This is a genomic window from Nostoc sp., assembly GCF_036917435.1.
Classification (GTDB): Bacteria; Cyanobacteriota; Cyanobacteriia; order Cyanobacteriales; family Nostocaceae; genus Nostoc.
The window spans coordinates 1-18,034 of sequence record NZ_JBALDM010000048.1 but is presented as its reverse complement, the minus strand read 5'-3'; the positions used below and the strand labels follow the sequence as shown (position 1 = coordinate 18,034).

The following is an 18,034-nucleotide window of genomic DNA, read 5'->3' as shown; positions in this document are numbered from 1 at the left end:
CCCTACGAAGCGGATCTATTTACCATCAATGAATGATTAATAAAAACCTGAGATGGCGTATTTACGTTGATTCACAACATGATTCTTTTGTAAAGTGCGTAAGTCCTAGATACTTCCTCAATTACTGAAGCTCGATCAAAAAGTACACCCTGAATTTCTAGATTTGCCTGAATTAACCTACTTAGTAAACTATCTTGTCTGCAAACAACATCAACAATTTTATTTATTGATCAAAAGTTGTAACTAAGTGGGTCAAATTAAATATCAAACCTCACCCTGCCTCCGGCTTCCTTCTCCTTACTAAGGAGAGGGATTGAGGGTGAGGTTTGATCTTATATTTAATTACCCCTACCTACTTAGTTAGTAATGCTTTCATGATTTGAGCTTATTAGATATCTGCAAAATAGTAATATTTTGAAGATGTCTAATAAGTTAATTTAAAATCACATCCACCCTCCAACTTCCGCATCAGTTAAAGGTTTCTCTAACTTGCTATATTCCGTCTGAGCAGCCCGTAATACGTGTTTCATCTGCACTGCTTCCCCGGCATCGGCAGCGAGGAAAGCTGCATTTAAGGCGATGTTACGGATATTACCCCCAGCGACATTTAGTCGAGCTAGTTGCAGAGCATCTAAGTCTGCGGTTGGGGTGTCGGCAGGAAAAACACGCCGCCAAATTTCGGCTCGTTGTGTTGTATCAGGGAAGGGGAATTGCACTACGAACCGAATCCGGCGGAGAAAGGCTGTATCGATTGCACTTTTCAGGTTCGTAGTTAGTACTGCTAAACCTGGGTAGCTTTCCATCCGTTGCAATAGATAGCTAACTTCAATATTGGCATAGCGATCGCGCGCATCTTTAACTTCACTGCGTTTACCAAATAAAGCATCAGCTTCATCAAATAACAAAATCACCCCGCCTTGTTCAGCAGCATCAAACACCCGGCGCAAATTCTTCTCGGTTTCACCAATATATTTGCTAACTACCGATGATAAGTCAATGCGATAGAGATCGAGGCGCAATTTCTGAGCCAGTACTTCTGCCCCCAAGGTTTTACCAGTGCCGCTACCACCTGCAAATAAGGCGCTGATTCCCAATCCTCTAGCACTCTTGGCAGCAAAGCCCCAATTGTTATATACAGTACTCCGTTGACGTACATGAGCCGCAATTTCTCGGAGAACTTGTTTCTGTGCCTCTGGTAATACCAAATCTTCCCAATCACCTGATGGCTCAATCCGTTGGGCAAGTTCATCCAAGCGTGGACGTGCTTGCACACGGCAGGCATCCCATAAAATGCTAGTGATATCATTTTCTGGTGTTTGGGCTAACTGTCCTGCGGCTTCTGCACAAGCAGCCCGGATGGTTGCGGCACTGAGGTTAAACTGATCCACTAGGGTTTTAACTTGCCCGTTCATTTGCGGTGCAATTGAACCTAATGCATCTTGCCAAACTGTACCCTGTTCTGTGCTAGTTGGTTGATGTACGTCAAAATTAACTACCAAGCGCTGTCCTAGTCCAATGCGTTCCCGACTTGTAACTATTAAAAAACCCTTGGTGCGTTCGATGAAACGTGCGATCGCATTTAACCGCGCTGGATCATTAGTATCCAGCTCGTTACAATCTATAAGTAACGCACACTTACTTAAAATCGTCTCACGAGTCCACAGACGGATGAGATTATCCAACTCGCTAGGCGCTAACGGAATCATTTGTGCAGGCATTACCCACAGGTTTAAACCCTGAAGCTGACAAATTATCGCGGCAATGGAACGTTTGCTAATAGTTTCGCTACCACATAATTGGACAATTGGCAAGCTATTAACCTTGTAAGCTTGCGACCAAACTGCTGCTATTCGCTCGGCTAAATCTTGGTGCGAGGGGACTAAATCGCTAACCTCTTGTAGTGGTTCAATGATGCCAGCTAATCGTTCGTCAAGATATTGAATGCCCGTGAGATAATGTAAAATTCGTTCGTCAATTCTTACCGGGCTGAGTGTCAAGGAATGACCATCGCCAATCTGAATTAACCGCCAATGACGTAAAGAAGAATTTGGAGCGATCGCATCCCAGTGGACATTAGGTAAGGCTGCCAGAGCTAAACTTAAAGTTGGGTAAGATCGTTGTAAATCCCCGTGCATCATAGCACACAATTTAGCAAAATCTCCATTTAATTCCATACCTGCACACAACAGCAACAAATCGCTCTCAAAGGATGAGAGGCTAAATATTTTGCATATTCTTTCTAATGCCGATGGCGCAGGCATTGCAGCCGCAGCTTCCTGTAACACTTGCTGTAAATGCTCTTGATTTTTATCTACAGATTGATTTTGTTCTTTTGCCGTGTGATTTTCTAAAATACCACGCACCACGGCGAGGGCTGCCGATAGATAGCGATAATTTGCCTCATCCCAATTGTGATTTTTTGTGACATTCATAGAATAGTCACCTCTGGCGAATCATAAGCCCCAGACTGATTTTTGTGCAGTGGACTTTCTGCCCCATCTACCTGCACTCGGACAATATAATTTCCTGGCTTGATGTTTTTGACAGGAACAGTAATTACATCGGTGTCTTCGGTGCGGGCTGCAACCAAGAAAGAGTAAGCTGCCGGACTCTTACCTGATGTCTCATTGAGTAGCAAAACTACTCGTTGTGATTTACAAACTTTAGGCTGGAATTTCACGGTAATTTCTGCTGTGCGTAAATTGTCGCCACTATTTTCCACTTGGGCGACAAATGCGGTAATTGTTGGATGGAGGACAAAAGCCACAACGTTTGATTCAACGACATAATCTGTTTGTCCTCCATTGCCCATTGTGAGATGGACAACTTGGATACCTTGCACACTTGCAGACAAATCTGATGGGACTAAGAAGCTGATTTGTGTTTCTTTAACATCATGAGGTACTATCAAAGTTTCCGTATTACTCAAGCGGATTCGGGTAATCTCACCGCGTAACCGTTTACCACGAATTACTAATGTTGTGCCCGGAACAATCATTTTATCGGTCTTCGCCGGAGTCATGACTTGCTCTATACTCGGTTGAGACAAGGGCATTGTGTAGAAACCTTCAGAATTTTCAAGTTTGCTACTCTCAATCAACACCATTGATGCCAGATAGGTAGCTGAAGGTCGATAGTGTGTTTGTAAAGCAGACCATAATTTAGAAGTTTCTTCCATGTTGAAAAACTCTGGAGTCAGTTTAATCTGCCCAATTTGTTCAGCTAAATCGGATACAGACACACTTGCGACAGCTTGTGAAAAAGCACTTGAGGTATTAGTTGTAGATGCATTTATCAGAGTACTTTCAATAATATCTGATGCGATCGCTGGTGTTTTGTGTAATAAATGCATTGCATAGCCCAATAAAAGCTCCGCCTGAAAATCCTTGGCCCCGTAGGCTGTTAGCAAGTAATGGAGATCAAGAGCTAGTGGTGGACTTTGAGAGTGCATGTTTCCATTAATACGCGAATGCCTGCTGCGAAATTCCTGTGATACCCAATCGACATTCCGATTCTGCGTTACTTGATAGAGAAAGAGGTTGATTTGAGCGCGTTCATCAGCTTCGACTGAAATTCGATCGGGCGGTAGGGCAGTTACAATCACATCACCAACACTAGCAGCGATCGGATCGCTGACTAAGCCATTTTCCAGCAAGACTTTTAGTACTGCTGTCACGGCGGCTATAGAGAGTACATTACTCATCCTCTTTCCTGGCAATAGCACATATTAATCATGCACGCCAGAGTACAATGACAGAATATATTTTGCAAAACTTTAAATATTCTGTAACAGAGATTATCCCCACGGCATACAATGTATCAGTACTACTGAAGCTAAAGAATTTGTATAATTTACCTTAACTTTACATTAGTAGCAAATTTCAACTGCTATAAGTCTTAACTTTAAACATTTTATCAAATTGCTAACATTATTTTGAGTTAGTAATATGTTAAACTGAGTATAATCAGATAAATGGTAAGTAATATATATTACTAAATATTGTTCGAGGTTACGAAGTAAGCAAAATAGCAATACTAGTAATATATCTGACTAAAGTTAACATTTTAAAATAACTAGGATGGGTTGCCCCAGATGAAATCCCCACCTCCTTCAAATTCTTGGATTGGTCGCTTCGTAGGTGATAACGAGCGATACCGTTTAGATAAACGGTTAGGCGGGGGTGGCATGGGAGATGTCTTCCTGGCAACGGATACCCGTGTAGGTCAGCAGGTAGCGTTAAAGTTGCTCAAAGATACGCTGGTGGCATCACAAGAAATGAGAAAGCGTTTTGAGCGTGAGGTAGCAGTTTGTGCTGCTTTGCAAAGTGACCATATCGTTAAGATTAGTGATTGTGGATTCACCCCAGAAGGCTTTCCATTTTATGTAATGGAATATTTGCGTGGGCAAACGCTCAGACAATTACTGCTACGCGAAAAGCGGCTCTCTGTTGAGCGGGCGGTAAAAATTATGGCGCAAGTTTGCAAAGGTCTACAGCTTGCCCATCAAGGAGTGACTCTCCAACGGGATGGCACAAAAAGCACTGAGCATATTCAGGTAGTTCATCGTGACCTGAAACCAGATAATATATTTTTAGTACCTACAGATTTAGGTGAGTGGGTGAAGGTTTTGGATTTTGGTGTTGCCAAAATTCGCAGTGAATCTTCAGAAAATGCCAATATTACAAATATCACAAGTACATTTATTGGTACGTTTCGTTATGCACCTCCTGAGCAAATCCAAAGTGATAAAAACTTGGATGCAAGGGGTGACATTTACAGCTTAGGAATTATCCTTTATGAAATGCTGAGTGCTGCTGACCCTTTTGGAATCAGCATTAAGGGTAGTCATGTCAGCGAGGCTTCTTGGGTATTAGCTCATGCTTATGAGCCACCGAAACCACTGCGATCGCAGCCAGGTTGTGAGCATTTTTCTGTACAATTGGAATCTGTGGTGATGAAATGCCTCCACAAAAACCCAGCTAACCGATTTGCAACGGTAGAAGAACTCAATCTTGCTTTGCAAGCTGCTGCAAAATCTGTCACAGGCCCTATTAGTGTAACCGGACAGGCTAGCGAGCGATCGCAACCTTCCTACAATCAAGGTTCAAATCACGAAACTATTTCCAGACAATCGAACGACGATACCGTTCTACGTCCTCCATCTGGATATAATCAAGGTTCAAATAACGAAACTGTTCCCAGACAATCGAACGACGACACCGTTCTAAGTCCCCCATCTGGATATAATCAGGGTTCAAATCACGAAACTGTTCCCAGACCGTTTAACCCGATTCAGCAAAACCAATCTGAGGAAACAGTTCCTCCCCCTCAACCTAGATACAACCAAGGTTCAAATAACGAAACCGTTCCAAGGCAGTTTAATCCAGTTGAACAAAATCAACAGAGTCCTGTAAATAATCCCAACGTCAGCAAACCGGATGTAACCTTGTATCAACCGCGATCTGCATCTAATCCAGGCGGGCAACAAGTGCCACCAGATAAAACGTTGTTTCAACCACGACCTGCATCTAATCAAGGCGGGCAACAAGTGCCACCAGATAAAACGTTGTTTCAACCGCGACCTGGCTCTAATCAAGGTGGACAACAAGTACCGCCAGATAAAACATTGTTTCAACCGCGACCTGGCTCTAATCAAAGCAGACCACAAGTACCACCAGATAAGACCTTGTATCAACCGCGACCTGCATCTAATCAAGGCAGACCAGATGTGACATTGTATCAACCACGACCTGCATCCAATCAAGGCAGACCAAAACAAGTACCAACGGATGATACTATTTATCAACTAAAGCTAAGTGAGCAGATAGCTACAAAATTCTCTCCCAATTTTTTGCGAATCCTGGGAGTGGTTTTTGCCGTTGCGCTGGCATTAGGATTGGTGGCTTATATATATACTCAATTTCAATCGCGTAAAGAACCAAGTAATCAGCAAAATTTACCTAATAGCGATCGCATTCAGAACTAACCTACAGGGAGAAGACTACATTGCTTCCCTCTGTGGGTGTTCTTTCAACTACTTTAACGTGAGTCCGACGAATCTCTCTCTCTGCCTTGAACTTTAGTTCAAGTCTGTCCCTCTCCGAGTCGGAGAGGGAAGGTTTTGCATAGTAAAACCAGGGAGAGGTCAATACTGTTTGTTAGTTTCTGCCAAACACACTGCCAAGGGCACGCGCCATATTTTGCGGTTGCATTGCATCCATTGCGGCGGTGGGTTCGTAGCCACAGTGAACCATACAATCGGCACACTTGGGATTACCACTCTTCTGGCCGTATTGACTCCAATCAGTTTGTGCCAGTAATTCTTTAAAGGTAGAGTAATAACCCTCGTTCAATAGATAGCAAGGTTTTTGCCAACCAAGAACGCTATAACTAGGGCTACCCCAAGGAGTGCATTCGTAGTCCTTCTCACCAGTGAGAAAATCTAAGAATAGTGGATTGTGATTAAAGTTCCAATTGTTTTCGCCAGCTTTATAGGGAGCCAGAATTTGCCGGAAGAGGGTGCGGGTTTGTTCGCGGTGGAGAAAATGATCTTGATCTGGTGCCCACTCGTAACTGTAGCCGGGAGAAATCATCATCCCGTCAGTATTTAGGGTTTCTATAAAGTCAAAGAACTCTTGCATATCTTTAGGTTCAGTCCCCTCAAAGATAGTTGTGTTAGTGGTGACACGAAAGCCTTTAGCTTTAGCGGCGCGGATGGCTTTGACAGCAATATCAAAAACACCTTTACGATCGACACAATGATCGTGTAACTCGCGCATTCCATCTAAATGCACACTAAAAGTTAGGTAAGGGGAAGGTTGAAACTTATCTAGGTTTTTTTCTAATAACAAACCATTGGTACACAAGTAAATATATTTCTTGCGCTCAATTAATCCTTGAACAATCTGATCAATCTGAGGATGTAGCAGAGGTTCTCCACCAGGAATTGATACAACCGGTGCGCCGCACTCTTCCACTGCGGTAAAGCACTGTTCTGGGGTGAGATTTTGCTTTAATATTTCCTTGGGATGTTGGATTTTACCACAACCAGTACAAGCTAGATTACAGCGAAAAAGAGGTTCCAACATCAATACTAAGGGGAAGCGTTTACGTCCTTTCAAACGTTGAGTAACCAGATACTTCCCGATATCCATAGCCTGTTGTAGATTAACTGCCATTGTTGCGATCGCTCCTCTTTATATATCTAAAAACACCACACTATGGCCGCACATCTGTGCTAGTCTGCTATATTTTTCATTTCACATAGCCCTGAGCAACAAACCAATCCACAGCATCTTCGAGTGCTGCTTTCAACGAAGATTGAGGTAGACCCAACTCTTGTACGGCCTTTCCAGCATTGTAATACATAGGTTGTTTTGCCATCCGAACGCCATCCAATGGCACTGAGGGCGATTTTCCCAAGGGTGCGAGAATCTTTTCATCAACCCAGGCAACACTAAGAGGCAACCAAGGGGGTACTGTTCGTTGAGGTGCTATCAAACCGGTGATCTCGGCAAGTTGTTCGAGTAGTTCTTTGAAACTGAGATTTTGATGACCTAAGATATAGCGATCGCCTGACTTACCCCGTTGCAAAGCCAGTAAATGCCCCCACGCCACATCCCGCACATCAATAAAATTCAGACCAGTATCTAAATAAAAGGGCATTTGCCGTCGTAAAAACCGTAAGATTATATCACCTGTGGGGGTAGGTTTGATATCCAACGATCCGATGGGGCTGCTGGGATTGACTATAACGACCTCTTGACCTCTAGCAACGGCTTGCATGGCTTCTTGTTCAGCCAGAAATTTAGACTTTTTGTAGTTACCCACCAACTTTTCTAGGGGACTCTGATGTGTTTCATCGACCACTTGACCTGATGATCCTACCCCAATTGCCGCCACTGAACTGGTGTAAACGGTGCGCTCGATGCCAGCTTGATTAGCTGCTGCTAAGACATTGCGCGTGCCGAGAACATTATTATGGTGAAGTAACTCTCGATCTGTTTGCCACAGGGAATAATGGGCTGCAACGTGAAATAAGTATTGACAACCTTTCATCTGTTGCCAGAGATTTGGATCGTTCAAATCGCCTTTGACAATTTCCACGTCCAAACCGCGAAGATTCTCTAAATTGCTACTTGAGCGTACCAAAGCTTTGACTGTGTAACCCTCTTTCAGTAACAACCGTACCAGGTGGGCACCAATAAAACCCGTACCCCCTGTGACAAAAACTTGCATTAAGCTGTCCCTCTCTTCTTAAATCGGGGAAACCAATCATCTAAAATGGTGTAAACTACCGGCACGACAATCAAGCTGAGGATGGTTGAAGTTACGAGTCCACCAGCGATCGCTACAGCCATAGGCGATCGCAATTCCGAACCAGCACCAAAACCTAATGCGATCGGTAACATTCCTAAAATAGTTGAAGCAGTGGTCATCATAATTGGTCTGAGGCGGACTATTCCAGTGTTCAGGATTGCCTCGGTGCGTTCTGTGCCAGCATTGCGTAATTGGTTGATGTAATCCACAAGCAAGATGGCATTTTTATTGGCCAGCCCCAGCAAGAAGACGAAACCGATTAGTGAGATCATACCAAAATCGCTCTTGGTGATCAGTAATGCCAACATTGCCCCCACCAACGCTAAAGGCAAAGAGACACCAATCACCAGAGGATCTACCCAGGTTTTGAATAGCAAAAATAGTACCACAACAATACACAGGGCAGATAAAGCTAAAGTACTGCCGAAACTGCTAAAAACCTCACCTTGGCTAGCAGAGTCTCCTCCTAAATTTAAGGAAACATTAGATGGTAACACCGCCTTAGCTTCAGCCACTACTTTATCAGTAGCATCACCTAAAGATAAATCCTTGCCAAGATTAGCACTGACATAAGCCACTCGCTGATTATTCAGCCGTTCGATTTGAAAAACCTTACCCTGTGAATTCGTTTCACCTGTAACTGTGACATCAGCAAATCCCGGCAGCCTTTGAATTCTCTCTTTAATCGCCTTGACTGCTTTACTTAAGGCTTGGAGATCGTCACCACTTAAAGCGATTTGGAGAGGTTTTTGACCGCCAGAATCGACAAATTGAATATCTTCAACACTGGTAGTTACCCCAGTAAGGATGGGTAAAGATGAGCGGAATTGGTCTTGTAGTTCCGCAGTTGCGATCGCGCGATCTTCCTTTAACTTTATATATAGTGTGCCTTTGTTCGGCTCACCCTCACGAGAACCAACAGTAGTAAATACCGTTTCAACTGCTGGTGATTTTCTGACTACATCTTCCAGTTTTTTAGCAACCTCAAGAGAATCGTTTAATGGGTTGGGAATTGGGAATTGGGAATTGGGAATTGGGGATTGGGGATTGGGAATATTGCTCAAATCTGGGATAATCGGCAAAGGAGCAGTATAAGCAATATTGAATTCGCCGCGATCGAGTTTGGGAATAAAACCTTTGGGAATTAGTGGAATCAGCGCTATACCTGCGATGAAACTGAGGACAGCTAATCCGACAACTATCTTTCGGTGATTTAAAGACCAACTCAGCAAGTTTCTGTAAGATTGAGCAAAAGCTACCCAACTCCTTGCTTCCTGACGCGGAGAGAGAGAGGATTTAGGTTTTAGCCAGTAAATAGCCAGAACTGGAGATAAAGTCCGAGCAACTAGCATAGAAGCAAGCATTGCTGCTGAAACAGTTATACCGAAGGGCTTGAAAAACTGCCCAATTACCCCACCCATCAAACCTATGGGCAGAAAAACTGCTACTGCTGTTAAGGTGGCGGCGGTGACTGTTAATCCAATCTCATTAGTTGCTAAAAGCGCTGCTTGGCGAGGAGTTTCCCCATCTTCAATGTGTCGCATGATGTTTTCCACATCCACGATCGCATCATCAACGATACTCCCAATTACTAAAGCTAAAGCTAACAGTGTAATCGTTTCTAAGTTGAAACCAAAAATTGCCATGACGATAAATGTCGCCAACAAAGATGTAGGAATTGCCAAGGCAGAAATTAGGGTGGCTCGCCAATTCCACAGAAAAGGAAAAATTACCACTATTGACAACAAGACTGCTTCCAACAAAGCATCGATTGTTGACTGGGTGGCTTGGCGGATATATTTTGCTTGGGTAGCAGCTAAGGTTAGTTTGACATCTTTGAGGGTAGAGCGTAGTCTTTGAACTTCTTTTTCAACTAAACTTACCACTTCTAAGGTGTTAGCGTTACCGCGTTTGATTACCTGAAATGCGAGTGCATCTTGGCCGTTAAACCTAACTAATGTTGCCCCTGCTTGGGGGATGGCTGCTGCACTCACATTCGATGGATTTAGGGGAAGAGTTGCAGTAGCACCGCCCAACAGGGAGACTTTTAGGACTCCTGGTAGTTTAGCGATCGCCTTTACAATCTCGTCTTGCGCCAACTTTGTCAAATCTGTGAGATTCCGTTTGGAACTTTCAATAGCATAACTAATGGCAGCTGACTCGTTCAGATTCAGAGGAATAATTTTAGAAGTCGCTCCTTGAGGCAAAGTCAGCTGCTTGAGGGCAGTTTCAACTTTTTTGGTTGATGTTTCTAAATTTGTACCAACGGCAAAAGAAAGGCTAACGGCTGTTTGACTAGGATAGGTAGATGAGCGGATATTCTCCAGTCCTTCTAGGGAACGAAGGCGTTCTTCCAGAGGTTGGGTGAGCTTCGCCTCTGTATCCAGGGCAGTTGTCAGGGGGGCTGTAGCATTCACAACCACCACTGGAAAGGTAATATCTGGAAACAAAGCATATTTGAGAGAACTGAAAGCCAGAACACCAGCTACAGTTACGGCAATCCAAAAACTCACCGTCAGCCACGAAAATTGAATCGCTAATTTGGAAATATTGAAGAGTTCTCGTGCGGATTTTGAGCGATCGGGCTTTACCATCTTGGAAAATTATCGTGGGTGGCACAATTATTTAGTCATGCTACAGCAATCACCTGGGGTTTATGACCAGAAAAGGGCAACATTCTTTATTGTCACTCAGATGTGGCAAAATTTTTAAATATGAAACTTGGTTTTGATAAGCAATTATTCTGTCAGAGTTTTTGGAAGAGCTAGTGCCTAATTTTTTGCCCATCAATACAATTTTAGTACCCCAAGGAGCAGAATATAAAGCTGTGTGTCGCGGATTAAGTGGCGTAACTGGTTCCATACCAACGGTAGTAGCCATACCTGTGGGAATGAAACCTTTGCTCAAATATCTGCAAAAATCTTCAGGAAATGCACAATTTTTAGCTCCCAAATCCAGGGTGCTGATTATGGGTGTATGTGGCAGCTTGAGCGATCGCTACAAAGTTGGTGATATTGTGCTGTATCAAGATTGTGTTTATCAAGGGAAGCGGCAAGAATGCGATCGCACTTTCACAACAAAATTACACTCTTACATATCAGATAAAGTATCACTAGTCAAATCATTAACTAGCGATCGCGTGATTTGGTCTGCCGCCGAAAAACGCCATTTGGGTAAGACGTTGGCGGCTGATGTTGTTGATATGGAAGGATTTACTGCTTTAGAGTTTTTCAATGCCGCCAAGGTATCTGTGGCAATGTTGCGAGTAGTCAGTGACAATTGTCAGCACGATATCCCCGATCTCACACCAGCAATTAACTCTGATGGTTCCCTAAACCCTTTTCCTTTAGCGATGACAATGCTTCGACAACCCCTTGCAGCTACTCGGCTGATTCGAGGTTCATTAACAGCATTAAAGGTGTTAGAGCAAGTTACAAATCTGCTCTTTTCTGGGAATAGGCTGGAATAATTTGTTGCAGAATTAATAATATAAGACTCCTATTTGATTTTTGAACAAAATTAGGTATTGTAGGGTGTGTTAGAACGAAGTTCGTAACGCACCATTATCCAGGTCTGGTGCGTTACGCTGTCGCTAACACACCCTACGTATCTTTTCAGAAATCAAACCGGATTCCTATATAAAAGTTTGCAATTTCTGCAAATACAGATAATTTTTAGAGGCGCACATCTGTGCATCTCTAAGAATATGCCTTTTGAGAGAAGTCAAAATTTTTGAAATAGAAGTATACAAAATACTTGTATTTATCGTAATTATATTTGTTTTGAGATTGCATTAAAAAAAGAATAATTACTGTCAGTGTAATAATAAATACAATTTGGATTTTGACTATACAATTGCTTGTGCAAAAAGTTTTATAGAAACTTTATTGTTATGTCTATCAAGTAGAAAAATATTGGGAAACATAATATATAACCTAATTTGGGTTGGGTTCCATAAGAGCTAATTCTTTTTACTTTGAATTCAAAAATCCTCTTTTGCCAGAATAGCTCGGAACTAATTTGCCAACTATCAAACAGAATTTATGACGCTAAATCACAAGCTCTACCTGTACTCGTTTCTAGCTAATTTCAGATGGCTCAAAAAAAGTTACACCGCTAAAATCATGTTGGTGGCTTTTTTGGGTACTCATGTACCACTTCTGTCCTTACTTTTGAGTTTCGTCATTTCAAACTCCTATTCCTTCGAGATGGCGGCGCGAGTTATGATTATTGCTCTATTAGCTACATTAGCGGGTACAGCTGTCACCCTCTATGCGCTAAACCATCTCCTCAAACCCGTCATTTTGACATCTGCGGCATTACAAAATTATCTCAACACCAAAACACTACCTGAATTGCCCACAGAATTTGCTGATGAAGCGGGTACGTTAATGGCAGATACCTCACAAACCCTTCATAAATTAGATGAGTTAATTCACCACATCACTAATTACGATGAACTGACAGGATTACCCAATCGTGATTTGTTCCGCGATCGCCTTCATCAGATTTTATCCCAATCTGAAAACAACCAGCGTCTTATAGCTGTCTTTTTGCTCAGTATTGATGATTTCACTGGTATAAGTCATGGGTTGGATCATCAGACAACAAATTTATTGTTAAGAGCAGTTGCCCAAAGATTATCAACCTGCACCGCACAAACAGATATTATCGCCCATTTGAGTGGAGATGAATTTGCCTTGTCCCGAATTGATATTAATTCTTTGGAAAGTGTAATTAAGCTATCTCAGATACTATTGAGTACCCTGAACAAACCCTTTTCTTTAGAGGGTAACTTGATTCATATTACCGTCAGCATTGGTATTACAATTAATAACCTAACTGATCCTAATAGCGTAGATCAACTCTTGCAACAGGCTCATATAGCGCTGTACCAAGCCAAGCAGCAAGGGCGTAGTCAATACCAATTCTATTCACCAGAAATTAATGCTCAGTTGCAGGAGCGACTGACTTTAGAAAATGAATTACATGGAGCGCTTGAACGTGGGGAAATGCTGGTTTATTATCAACCTCTGATTGATTTAAATAGCAGACAAATTACAGCGATGGAAGCATTGATTCGCTGGCAGCATCCTACATTAGGTTTGATTTCTCCAGCAAAGTTTATTCCCATTGCAGAAGCCAATGGTGCCATCGTACCAATTGGTGAGTGGGTTTTGCGAACTGCTTGCGCCCAAACCCGTGCTTGGCAGCTTGCTGGATATACCCCAATTCGGATATCTGTAAATTTGTCATCTCGACAGTTTGAACAACCGTATCTGGTTGAGATCGTCAACCAAATTCTTGAAGAAACTGGACTTGAAGCATCTTTATTGGAACTAGAAGTGACAGAAAGCTTCTTGATGGCTAATATTGATCGTTCAGTTAAAATCTTAAAACAATTACGAGAACTGGGTATCTGCTTGGCTCTAGACGATTTTGGTACTGGTTATTCCTCCCTGAATTATTTGAAACGCTTTCCTGTGAATATGCTCAAGATCGATCAGTCATTTGTGCAGGATGTCATGTCTAACCCTGATAGCGCTGCCGTCACCAATGCGATTATTGCCCTAGCAAAGAGCCTGCGGTTGAAAATCACAGCAGAAGGTGTAGAAACCCAAGAGCAGCTTGAATACCTGCAAATGCGTGGATGTGATGAAGGTCAGGGTTACTACTTCAGTCGTCCTGTGCCTGCTGATATAATTGCCCCCATGTTGCAGAAAAGTTCTCAGCAGGTAGAGACAATTGCTGCATAGGTGGATGTTTAAGTAGAGAGTCATTTCACTTTAAATTTACGCGAGTTCGACAAACCTCTTGCTGCTTTGAACTTTTGTTCAAAACTGTCCCTCTCCAAGTCCGTTGCCTATATACACAAGTCGGATTTACCCCCCTTAATCCCCTTAGAAACGGGGGAAACAGAAAATCTAATTCCCTCCCCAATACATACGGGGAGGGCTAGGGTGGGGTAAAATCTTACAAACAACTTTTAGACATCCTCTAAATCAAAATCTCAAATCTGTTTGATTATCTACTAGAATTTTCGCCAGTTTTATCGTTTTTAACCAAAATTACCAAACAAAAACAACTAGCAGCTAGCTTTATTAAATTCAAAGCTTCACTTTCTAATACAATAAAAGCGCCTAATCCTATAAGAACAAAAGGCACAGCATTATTAACATAGCGAGTCAAAAAATCAGCTATTACTCTATAGTTAGTTAATTTATATGCCGTGTAACACCAAATTCCTAATAATAAAAAAAATAACCCGATAATTACCACAAAACTTTCTAAGTTGCTGCTAGCAAATAAAGGTACATAGACACCAATATTATCACTACCATTAGCAATAGTAACGGCTGCCACACTATAAGTTTGTGAAGAAAAAAAACTCGTAATTGTTGATGCTTCAATTTCTTCTGTTGTGGCGACAACTTCTTGTGATGAATCTTCTTGCTGATTCACCAAGCTACTGATACCTATGGACATTGGTAATAAACCTAGTAATCCAATCCAGTTTTTGGATAAAACTAACCCACCAAATAAACCAGGCAGACTAAGGATTAACAGAACTGTAAAACCTATAAACTGACCAGCAATTATATGCTGGGGACGAAAATTAGCATTTGTTTGAGAAAAAAACAACAATAAAATGGCAATATCATCAATATTAGTGGCAACGAACGCAATTGCCCCTGTAGTAATTGCAGTAAGTAATTCGTTCATATTTTAAGATAAATATGGACAATTTTAAAGCTTAATTGTGTCAGAAGTTTAAAATAATTTCCATTGTCGCTAAGGAACAAGAATTAAATAACATACAGTTTATGTCTCTGGCTTACCTCACCCTCAATCCCTCTCCTTATAAAGGAGAGGGATCGTGAGACAGGATGAAGTTTTGCATTTTATTTAATCCAGGTTCATAACATATCCTACGAATATTTTGAGAAATCAAACCGGATTACTATCAATACGGTTCGGTTAAGGTTATTTTATGAAAAAATAGATCCCCAAGACGCGATAAATCGCCGTCTTTACAATAATCAGTGCTTCGTAGAGACGGCGATTTATCGCGTCTCTTGCCTTAACCGAACAGTATTGGGATTACTATGGCTTGTTTGTCTAGTATAGGTACGATGACTATTTAACATAATTGTGGTATGGATACCGAATTAATTGAATCCTGCCCAGTTGAGAATTAAGCGCGAGTGTTTCATTTATAATTACAAATTACGAATTAGTTAATTTGGTATGGTTATAAATCGTAGGTTATAAAAATCCAGCATGAGTCAGCTAGGGACGACCTCCAGTGAAGCAATAATTGCCTTCATCGCCACTAACATAGATGACATTATTATCTTGTTAATATTTTTTTCTCAGGTAGATGTTAATTTTCGGCCACGGCATATCTTACTCGGTCAATATCTGGGTTTTGCAGCCATTATCATCGCTAGTTTACCAGGATTTTTTGGTGGATTCATCATACAGCGAGAATGGATAGGATTGCTAGGACTGCTACCAATAGTAATTGGTGTTCAGCAATTACTATCTAGAAAAGAAGAAACCGCAACAGTTCAAACAGTCAGTAGTGATTTTAGTCAATCCACACCGACTAACCCTGTATTAGCTTTTATTTTGAGTGTTTTGCACCCCCAAACCTATAAAGTGGCAGCAGTAACGATCGCAAATGGTGGTGACAATATTAGTATATATATTCCCTTATTCGCTGGTCATGACCTTGCCAGCTTGGGAGTAATTCTAAGTATATTTTTTATCATGGTAGGGATTTGGTGTGCGATCGCTTATTTTTTAAGCCTTCAACCTACCATTGCTAATATTCTAAATCGCTACGGCCAAGCTGTCGTACCTTTTGTGTTAATTAGCTTGGGTTTATTCATTATGTATGAGCGAGGTACATTTACTCTACTGCCTTGGGTAAAAAGTTAATCAATGCTAGATGTTGAATGCTGGATTTGGCATCTAAAATTTGTCACATCACACTTGATGAACTAATTTCCAACTCACCATCATCAAAATGGCGTAAATAATAAACCGTAGCGGGCGCTGGGGAGCGACTTGGCAAATTTTAGCACCTAGTAGAACTCCTGGCACTGAGCCTAACCAGATAGGTAATACCAAACTCCAATCTACAGTTCCCAGGCTAAGATGACCAAGGGCTGTAAACAGCAGTAAAATTGCTGCGTGTGAAATATCAGTTCCAACTAACTTTCGGGCATCAAGGCGGAAAAACCCAATCAGCACTAGGGCAAACATTGAACCCGATGAGACGCTAGTTAAACCAACGAAACAGCCTAAAATTGCTCCCAAAGTGATTGTTAGGAAGCGGCCCAAGTTAGTTTCTAAGTCTAACTTTGGTAGTTCGGGTAAATTAAATTCGGGGAAAAAAGTCAATAGCAACAATTGCACTAGTGCTAAGACTGTGACTAGCAAAATCATCATGCCAAGCAAACGCAGCAAGATGTTATCCAAGTTATACTCACCTGTACGTTTCAGAAAGTGCAAAATCCCCACCCCAAACAATGAGCCTGGAACACTCCCCAATGCCAGCCATTTGACAACTTCTGTGTCTAGAGTTTTCTGTTCCCAATGCTTGACGCTACCAACAATTTTCATCAATGTGGCTGCCACAACATCAGAACTGACAGCGATGGAAGGCGGAACCTGAAAAACAAAAATCAACATTGGGGTAATAAGAGAGGCTCCACCAATTCCCGTCAAACCAACTATGATGCCAACAAAGAAGCTTAAGAATGGTAGTAATAAATAGTGCATACTTTTTGGGGGTTTGAGAAAGTCAGCTAGAGTTTCACTACTAGAGAACAACAACTCAGCCGAAGTACAGCCCAGTTTTAGACAGAGCTAGTCATAACAAGTTATTGTGTTTCTCAAGGCATGAGTGACACAAAAAAAAGTTTATGCAGCTAAAAGTTAGGACAGAGGATTATTGGATAACTTAAAACCTGTCTGGAAGTTTTTGGAAGTACGACGCATTTAGCTGAAACATACTTTGATAACTGCTTATGGGTCAGTTGCTTTGCTAAACTCAACTTCTAATATCATGTCCGGTTAATTAGTTATGATTCCCACGGTTATTGCACCCCACACGCCAGATGCTCCACCTGGGGAGACAAAGCGCAGCTTTGGCGGGGTGGGGTTCTTCGGGTTTAACAAGTAATCAAGCGGACATGATATAACTGGTTTTTTGCGGTTTTACATATAAAAGCCGATAAAACGATGTACTTACCGTATTTTACTTGTAAACATGAGCAAACGTCTAGGGTATCCGCGTTGTATATCGTTAAATTCTCTGAATAATACACCGTAGTTGCTTAAACTTCTTAAGAGGGGTTGATAAAAATTACCTCAAGGTAAATAAGATATAGCAGTACAAGATTAATCACGAAGTGCAAGGGCACGGCAGTGCCCATTGGTGTCAACTTAACGTGAAACCCTTGTAAAAACTGGATATTGAGTTCATTCACTTCCCATCACTATCCGCGTTACCCCACCCTAACCCTCCCCTTATAAAGGGGAGGGAACCGGAAATATCATTTCCCCGGGATTTGAAGAGGATCGCGCATTTGGGGCGGATTCTTATAAAGGGGAGGGAACCGGAAATATCATTTCCCCCCTTTATAAGGGGGGATTAAGGGGGGTAAAACGCCTGTGGGACAGAGCTTTTAGCTTAAGTTGACAC

The 18,034-nt window shown here is 41.9% G+C and carries 11 protein-coding genes; 4 read left to right on the top strand and 7 right to left on the bottom strand.

Annotated elements, in window-relative coordinates:
- Positions 1–443: 443 nt before the first annotated feature.
- Positions 444–2,432, bottom strand: a complete 1,989-nt coding sequence (locus V7K98_RS24115; RefSeq protein WP_335026471.1) for an ATP-binding protein — start codon at positions 2,430–2,432, stop codon at positions 444–446.
- Entirely contained in the window at positions 2,429–3,703 is a 1,275-nt protein-coding gene (locus tag V7K98_RS24110) for a DUF4255 domain-containing protein (RefSeq protein WP_335026469.1), read from the bottom strand. Before V7K98_RS24110 ends, V7K98_RS24115 begins: the two co-directional genes overlap by 4 nt.
- A gap of 390 nt (positions 3,704–4,093) precedes the next feature.
- Between V7K98_RS24110 and V7K98_RS24105 the strand changes: the two genes are divergently transcribed.
- The gene (locus tag V7K98_RS24105) at positions 4,094–5,986 is read left to right on the top strand and encodes a protein kinase domain-containing protein (RefSeq protein ID WP_335026467.1); all 1,893 of its coding nucleotides are present in this window, start codon (positions 4,094–4,096) and stop codon (positions 5,984–5,986) included.
- A gap of 172 nt (positions 5,987–6,158) precedes the next feature.
- On the opposite strand, the gene hpnH is transcribed toward V7K98_RS24105, so the two are convergent.
- From hpnH to V7K98_RS24090, 3 genes are all read right to left on the bottom strand, one after another.
- Positions 6,159–7,178: an adenosyl-hopene transferase HpnH gene (gene hpnH / locus V7K98_RS24100; RefSeq protein WP_335026465.1), complete on the bottom strand. Its 1,020-nt coding sequence runs from the start codon at positions 7,176–7,178 to the stop codon at positions 6,159–6,161.
- 76 nt (positions 7,179–7,254) lie between these two features.
- A complete protein-coding gene (hpnA, locus tag V7K98_RS24095) occupies positions 7,255–8,238 on the bottom strand; it encodes a hopanoid-associated sugar epimerase (RefSeq protein WP_335026463.1) in 984 nt (327 codons plus the stop codon).
- Complete coding sequence (locus V7K98_RS24090) at positions 8,238–10,913, bottom strand: efflux RND transporter permease subunit (protein WP_335026461.1); 2,676 nt, start codon at positions 10,911–10,913, stop codon at positions 8,238–8,240. Before V7K98_RS24090 ends, hpnA begins: the two co-directional genes overlap by 1 nt.
- 173 nt (positions 10,914–11,086) lie before the next feature.
- On the opposite strand from V7K98_RS24090, the gene V7K98_RS24085 reads away from it, so the two are divergent.
- Together V7K98_RS24085 and V7K98_RS24080 are read left to right on the top strand one after the other, a co-directional pair.
- Positions 11,087–11,788 carry a 5'-methylthioadenosine/S-adenosylhomocysteine nucleosidase family protein gene (locus tag V7K98_RS24085; RefSeq protein ID WP_335026456.1) on the top strand — a complete coding sequence of 234 codons (702 nt, stop codon included), beginning with the start codon at positions 11,087–11,089 and terminating at the stop codon, positions 11,786–11,788.
- A 574-nt stretch (positions 11,789–12,362) separates the two neighbouring features.
- Positions 12,363–14,075, top strand: coding sequence for a putative bifunctional diguanylate cyclase/phosphodiesterase (locus V7K98_RS24080; RefSeq protein ID WP_335026454.1), 1,713 nt, complete (start codon positions 12,363–12,365; stop codon positions 14,073–14,075).
- Positions 14,076–14,343: 268 nt separating this feature from the next.
- On the opposite strand, the gene V7K98_RS24075 is transcribed toward V7K98_RS24080, so the two are convergent.
- Entirely contained in the window at positions 14,344–15,042 is a 699-nt protein-coding gene (locus tag V7K98_RS24075; RefSeq protein ID WP_335026452.1) for a cadmium resistance transporter, read from the bottom strand.
- 558 nt (positions 15,043–15,600) lie between these two features.
- On the opposite strand from V7K98_RS24075, the gene V7K98_RS24070 reads away from it, so the two are divergent.
- Positions 15,601–16,263, top strand: coding sequence for a cadmium resistance transporter (locus V7K98_RS24070; RefSeq protein ID WP_335026450.1), 663 nt, complete (start codon positions 15,601–15,603; stop codon positions 16,261–16,263).
- Positions 16,264–16,311: 48 nt separating this feature from the next.
- On the opposite strand, the gene V7K98_RS24065 is transcribed toward V7K98_RS24070, so the two are convergent.
- Positions 16,312–17,109, bottom strand: a complete 798-nt coding sequence (locus tag V7K98_RS24065; protein WP_335026448.1) for a sulfite exporter TauE/SafE family protein — start codon at positions 17,107–17,109, stop codon at positions 16,312–16,314.
- Positions 17,110–18,034: the final 925 nt, after the last annotated feature.